4 protein-coding genes and 1 CRISPR repeat array are annotated in these 4,033 nt (G+C 38.4%); of the genes, 1 reads left to right on the top strand and 3 read right to left on the bottom strand.

The annotated features are described in order from the left end of the window. Nucleotides 1–5: 5 nt before the first annotated feature. A CRISPR array of direct repeats spans nucleotides 6–298; the repeat unit is 28 nt; unit sequence TTTAATCGACCCATTTAGGAATTGAAAC. Between the two features lie 66 nt (nucleotides 299–364). Next, nucleotides 365–658 carry a helix-turn-helix transcriptional regulator gene (locus G466_RS22985; RefSeq protein ID WP_051315827.1) on the bottom strand — a complete coding sequence of 98 codons (294 nt, stop codon included), beginning with the start codon at nucleotides 656–658 and terminating at the stop codon, nucleotides 365–367. 455 nt (nucleotides 659–1,113) lie between these two features. Between G466_RS22985 and G466_RS22980 the strand changes: the two genes are divergently transcribed. Further along, on the top strand, nucleotides 1,114–2,367 hold the full coding sequence (locus G466_RS22980) for a site-specific integrase (RefSeq protein WP_051315826.1): 1,254 nt from the start codon (nucleotides 1,114–1,116) through the stop codon (nucleotides 2,365–2,367). Between the two features lie 216 nt (nucleotides 2,368–2,583). On the opposite strand, the gene G466_RS0121130 is transcribed toward G466_RS22980, so the two are convergent. Then, on the bottom strand, nucleotides 2,584–3,048 hold the full coding sequence (locus G466_RS0121130; RefSeq protein WP_026815401.1) for a DUF6730 family protein: 465 nt from the start codon (nucleotides 3,046–3,048) through the stop codon (nucleotides 2,584–2,586). A gap of 18 nt (nucleotides 3,049–3,066) precedes the next feature. Beyond that, the gene (locus G466_RS0121125) at nucleotides 3,067–3,936 is read right to left on the bottom strand and encodes a relaxase/mobilization nuclease domain-containing protein (RefSeq protein WP_026815400.1); all 870 of its coding nucleotides are present in this window, start codon (nucleotides 3,934–3,936) and stop codon (nucleotides 3,067–3,069) included. Between the last annotated feature and the right edge of the window lie 97 nt (nucleotides 3,937–4,033).

Genomic DNA, 4,033 nt, shown 5'->3' with positions numbered 1-4,033 from the left:
AAACTTTTAATCGACCCATTTAGGAATTGAAACGCAGTTAGACGATATACCTTCTATTGTGAAAACAAACCTTTAATCGACCCATTTAGGAATTGAAACTTTGATAGGGCCGCCATATACTTCCCCTGATTCGATGCTTTTAATCGACCCATTTAGGAATTGAAACCCAACAAGGATGAACCCGTTGTTACCGTTAATCATATTTTTAATCGACCCATTTAGGAATTGAAACAGGCTGAATGATATTCCTATAGGCACAAAGGACTTTCTTTTAATCGACCCATTTAGGAATTGAAACATGTTTTTTGGTTGCATTTTTATAAAGCAAATTAACTTAAAATAGTTGGCTAAACTAATTTCCACCTCACCTCTTCCTATTCTTTAACAATTGTTGATTAAACCGGTGCTCCAAAGTCTCATCTGAGACATCAGGATTTCCCAATAACCAGGCATCAATGACATCTTTGTCAAAGAATTTCTGGCGGATATGGGGATTATTGCCGGTGGGAATGAGTTTGAATTGAGTAAGCTTATAGATTTTGCTTTTGGATAGCCCTGTATAGAGTGCTAAGTCATCTATATTCATTGTTTTCTTGTTATAGGCAAGTAGTCCCTTAATATCCGATAAAAGTTCTACCATTTTTTCTCGCTCTTCCATAATAGTTGTTTTAGTATTTTCTTCAATTTATTACAGGACGCACCTCAAAATGGAAATACAGGGAACTTTAACTAAATAAAATTGCTTGAGGAATCAGTAAGGAGACGTTGAAATAGGCTGAAAAAATGCAAATATTTAATTTTCATCAGTTTCCCTATGGTAGAAAATAATAGGCCATTTGTTGTACCTATGTTGTACCCACGTATAATCAAAAAGGGCCTCCAATCTCTTGGAAGCCCTGTGCTTGTTGATGTGATGGCAGAAGGATTCGAACCTTCGACCGCCTGCTTAGAAGGCGCCTTTTTTTGTTTCCTATAGCTTCCTATAGTTTACTATATATTTGATTTTCAGTCGATTACACTTATATCATGTCATATAACATCATATGATATCATCTAAAACTATGCACAAACTATGCACAATTTTGATTATCTTACAGTAGAAACCTGTAAAATATGGCACGCGCAAGACTAATTTTAGACGTACGTACGAATTCAAAAAACGCCGAAGGATTATTCCCGATTGCCTTGCGGGTGTATCATAAGAAGCAAAGAATTATTCGACTTCCCTTTTTTACTTCCAGTGACGGATGGGATGATAAAAACATGGCATTTAAAAAATCGGCAACTGCTAATAGAGAGCAGGATTGCGATGAAATAAATAAAGAGCTGAACGAAAAATTATACTCTGCCAAATCGATCATAGACAAGCTTGGTAAAATTATTAATGAGATAACCATTGAGGTATTAATAGAAAACATTAAGGAATCCTGGGACAAGAAGTTAGACTCCGATTTAAAAAAGAACCTCTCTAATGATATATCGCTGTCAGAGTGGGGACAAGTATTGATTGATCGCAAATTGAGGGAAGGAAAGCCCAGTACGGCCAAATGGTATCAAAATTCAATAGCCGCATTTGTAAACTTCAATAAAGGCGCACCTATTAAACTCTATCAGCTTAACGTGACTTTTCTAAAGGAGTTTGAACTAGTTAATAAAGCTAAGGGAAATTCAAATAACGGAATAAGTGCTTATATGCGTGGGATTAGGGCAATATACAACAGTGCGGTAAAGGAGGATAAGTATATCCCAATCAAAAACCCCTTTAATCATTACAAAATACCAACATCCCGACGTACCAAGAAAAAAGCCCTCTCCAAAGAAAGTATAGTTACCATTAGAAATTTAAAATACAAGAAAGGCTCCAACCTTTGGCACACCCAAAATTATCTATTGTGTATGTTCAATTGTAGGGGTATGAACTTAATTGATCTCGCAAAATTGCGGTTAAAAGATATAGGAGAAAGTCGGATCTTTTATGGAAGAAGCAAAACCGGTGACCCTTTATCTGTTAAAATAACAGATGAATTTGCTGCAATCTTAAAAAATTATACCAAAGGAAAAAGCCCTAACGATTTTGTTTTTCCCATTGGTTATGATGGGTCCGTTGAAACGTTTACAAAGTATAAATCCGATAGAAGGCTAGTTAATAAGTTATTCAAGGTAATTGCTGAAGATGCTGGTATCGGAGAAAAGATCACCTCCTACTACATCCGTCATTCTTGGGCCACGATTGCTAAGAACATGGGGATTTCTACTGAAATTATTAGCGAAGGCCTGGGACATCATTCGGTTAAAACCACTGAAATTTACTTAAAGAGCTTTGATAATTCTGTTTTGGATGACGCTAATGAGCAAATCGTTTCTTAGCTCCTGGTTATTATTACTTTTTCACAACAAGGTAAAAAGCTTTGCTCTAGAAACATACTTAAATCACTTCTCTTAAATGCATATTGTTTGGTTAGAAATCCATTATAATAATAGAAAGCATCCCAAATCTTACCCAAGAACTTTGCGCATGGTTCCTGTCCGATTTTTGTAGTGTTCCGGCAGATAAGCGTTAGGCAAAAATCGGATAGGGCGCACCTACTTTGGATTTGGCTCTTTCTCTTTTTCCGTCCAAATCAGAAGTCCCTTGTAGACTTCTGGGTGTTCACGGAAATACGTATTAAATTGTTTTGAAATAGTTATTTTTCCCTCTTGGAAGGCTTTTCCCTTTTCTTCCTCGAACTGCCTCACCTGATAGCCTAGATAGCCCAATGTAGAGATGGAAAGTATTGGTATCGCCAATATCATAATAAGGAACCATTTTGGAATTAGGAGCGCCGTACTTACTTTCTGTTTTACTTCACTAAGTCCCGTGTTTTGCTCTCTGAAGTGGTTGTCCTGTGCTTTATTGAGTTCCTCCTGTTTGTACCGTATTTGGGATATATCCTTTACGGTCTCAGAACTGGTCAGTTCTTTAGTCAGTGTTTTCAATTGTACCAACATCTGTTTTAATCCTTCCAGTTCGCCGGTCAACAGTTCTGTAATCTCATCTAGCTTTGCCATATTGTTTTGGTTTTCATATTAATATCCTATTTCCATTCCTACACTTTTTTGGATCGCTTGTTTGATCACTGTTTTAGCCAGTTTTATAGCGATGTTCCCACTGAGCTGAGTGGCCTTTCCCATGAGGCTAACAGCATTGCCATGGCCTTGCAGGAAGCTCCTCTCCGCATGTTTCCCTATTCCCATCACCAATCTACTGCCGGACATGGAACGGTGTACCTCGCTTCCCTTTAGGTTTTGGCCTTTGTATTGGAAGCTAAATCCTTGCAGCTGGTTGGACTTATTGATGCTTGGGATGACTTCTACGTTGTTTTCCTTCATTAGCTTGATATAACTATCCAGGTCCTTAGGGCGTTGTTCGTTCATCACTTTTTCATGTACCTGCTTAATCTCCAGTCTTATATTCAGTAGCTGTTCCAATCTTTCCAGTTGTACTTCCCGTACCGTGGTAAGCCCCATTTTCTCTGCCACCCGTTCCGCGGCTAGCTGACTCCTCTTCCCGATAAAACTGTCGTTATAGGCAGTGCCGTTAAAATTTATCCGGTTTACGTATACATGAACATGGGTGTGCGGTTGGTTCCTATGTACAAAGGCAATGGACTGATGCTCCTGTAATTTCATTTCCTTGAGAAACTTTGCAGTCATTTCACTGAGCTCTTTGGCTTTTAGCTGTTTTCCATCTTCAATAGTAGGGCTGATGACAAAGCTCAAGGTGTTCTTTTTGCAATGATAGTTCTGGGATTGGATGATATTGAATTCTTTGGTAATCTGGTTTGGGGTTTGCCCAGCCACGTGATTGGAGTAAACGACCTCTGCTTGTTTCTCCTTGTTCCAGCCATAGCTCATGGAATTTCCGGTATGCGATATTGATTTTCCTATGCCTATCATTTTTTGAAATTATAAAGGTGGTTCTGTATTTCTTCTGCTAGCTTGGTCACCTCGGCTGTCAGTTTGGGATCCCGTTTTCGGTACATGTTCCCGATCA

Source organism: Arenibacter certesii DSM 19833 (genome assembly GCF_000429545.1).
Taxonomy (GTDB): domain Bacteria; phylum Bacteroidota; class Bacteroidia; order Flavobacteriales; family Flavobacteriaceae; genus Arenibacter; species Arenibacter certesii.
The sequence above is the reverse complement of the archived record's forward strand: the minus strand, read 5'-3'. Positions and strand labels throughout refer to the sequence as shown.

Excerpts from the sequence above, each read along its gene's own strand:
- G466_RS0121130 (WP_026815401.1), bottom strand. The coding sequence starts at position 3,048 with ATGGCAAAGCTAGATGAGATTACAGAACTGTTGACCGGCGAACTGGAA.
- G466_RS22985 (WP_051315827.1), bottom strand. The coding sequence starts at position 658 with ATGGAAGAGCGAGAAAAAATGGTAGAACTTTTATCGGATATTAAGGGA.
- G466_RS22980 (WP_051315826.1), top strand. The coding sequence starts at position 1,114 with ATGGCACGCGCAAGACTAATTTTAGACGTACGTACGAATTCAAAAAAC.
- G466_RS0121125 (WP_026815400.1), bottom strand. The coding sequence starts at position 3,936 with ATGATAGGCATAGGAAAATCAATATCGCATACCGGAAATTCCATGAGC.